Source organism: Bacillus sp. mrc49, assembly GCF_002803435.1.
Window position 1 is genome coordinate 1 of sequence record NZ_PHNG01000612.1, and the last position, 771, is coordinate 771.

Consider the following 771-nt stretch of genomic DNA (forward strand, 5'->3'; position numbering starts at 1 on the left):
AAATAGGCCTCATATAACGGCCATTCCCCTGGGGAAAGCGTGTCCGAGAATATCCTTCCGCTATGCTCCTTCAATACATTGAGGAACCTGAGCATCACATCCTGGACACTCAATTGTACATCCAACAATTCCGAAAGGGACGCCATTACAGAAGGGATGATAGCCGGATAAGCGAATTTCGTTTCCGCATTGCCTTTCGCTGCCTCATAAAAACCTTTCACGAGACTGGCGCGCTCGGCCCCGCTTCCATTGACGCACAAATAGATTTGCACCGCTACCCCATTGCGGATCCTGCGTTGGGATATGCCAGCAAACTTTTGTCCATTTATGCTTAAATCATAACTTCCCGGACAGTAGGAGCCGACGATTTCCCTTGCCTCCATCTTGACCGGGAAATCGGCGAACATCAATTGAACAAGCTCCCACATCGCATCGTAGCCACGATTGATTTCAATTTTTTGCTCGTTTTCAGGGAAAATTAGCGAGAGATTGAGGACCCCCTCGTCCAACACGACGGCCAGCCCCCCGGAATTGCGGACAATGGCCTGGAAACCGTGTTCCTCTAAATGACCCAAACCCTTCTTGAGAAAAGGCAGCTTCGTATCCTGAATGCCCATGACCACGGTTCGATGGTGCACCCACGCCCTAGCTACGGCCACTGAGTTACCTGAACCGACGGAAGCACATAATGTATCATCCATTGCAAAGGATTCCAGAGCCGGGAACTGGGGGCCAACGGAAGATTGATCTATCACCCGCCACTCTTGCTGC

Annotated in this window: 1 protein-coding gene; it reads right to left on the reverse strand. The window is 51.0% G+C overall.

The features are described from left to right. Positions 1-771 (reverse strand): lipoate--protein ligase family protein (locus CVN76_RS06380; RefSeq protein ID WP_100530622.1); only part of this gene is annotated, 771 nt, incomplete at both ends.